At 66.2% G+C, this 860-nt stretch carries 1 protein-coding gene; it reads right to left on the bottom strand.

The genetic code is table 11. From position 1 onward, the window contains the following. Positions 1-26: 26 nt before the first annotated feature. On the bottom strand, positions 27-860 hold an 834-nt coding region (gene tnpC / locus JKG68_RS32645; protein WP_202066612.1), incomplete at its 5' end, for an IS66 family transposase.

Genomic DNA, 860 nt, shown 5'->3' with positions numbered 1-860 from the left:
TACCCACGCCTTGAGCGAGGTGGACTTCAGGCCCTGACGGTTGGGAGGATGGTGCCGAAGACGGTGGCGCCGGTTGCTTGGCGGGCGGTATCGACGACGGTGCGGATTGCGGCCTCTCCTTGAGCGGCCCACATGGCGCGGTAGCCGTTGGTGACCTTGCGCTGAACCACGGCTGGGCGGAGGGCTCGTTCGCAGGCATTGTTGGTGGCCTCGACCAGCCCAGGATGATCAAGGAAGGTCAGAAGCTGATCTCGAGCCCGGCTGATCTTGGCCTGAAGCGCTCGGCTCAGGTCACAGGAACTCGCAGCAGCGAGGATGTCGGCCAGTTGCCGCTCCAGCGTCCGGCGCTTGGCTGAGAGCGTGGAGGCAGCCAGAGAGGTGATCCGTTCCGAGAGGGCGAAGACCGCATTGAGCCAGAGCTGCAGGCGCCAGGGCACCGAATCAGCGCTGACCTCCATCGCATAGGCAACATCCCGCGCCAGATGCGCCAGGCAGGTCTGGTGCGCGGCCCCATGCCCCTGCTGGGCGGTGTAGCGGTCGGAGAGCCACACGGCCGGGTGATGGCCATCCATCATCTCCCGGATCACGGAGGCAGCTCGTGTCGGGGAGGCATGATGCACGACAGCTTGCGAACTGTGGAAGACCCAGTGTGAGGCGTTGCTGCCCTCGATGCGCACGCCCGTCTCATCTGATGCGATCACCTCGGCCCGGCGAAGGGACGAGACGGCGCTGACCTGCCCCTCGGCAAAGCACCCCTGCGCCCGCCGCAGCAGGTTCATCAGCCCACCCTGGCTGAGCGTGAGCCCGAACAGATCCGACAAGGCGCCTTGCAGCCGCTCGTAGGAGAGCGCCTGAAAGGT

This window comes from Microvirga aerilata, assembly GCF_016743775.1.
Classification (GTDB): Bacteria; Pseudomonadota; Alphaproteobacteria; order Rhizobiales; family Beijerinckiaceae; genus Microvirga; species Microvirga aerilata.
The sequence above is the reverse complement of the archived record's forward strand: the minus strand, read 5'-3'. Positions and strand labels throughout refer to the sequence as shown.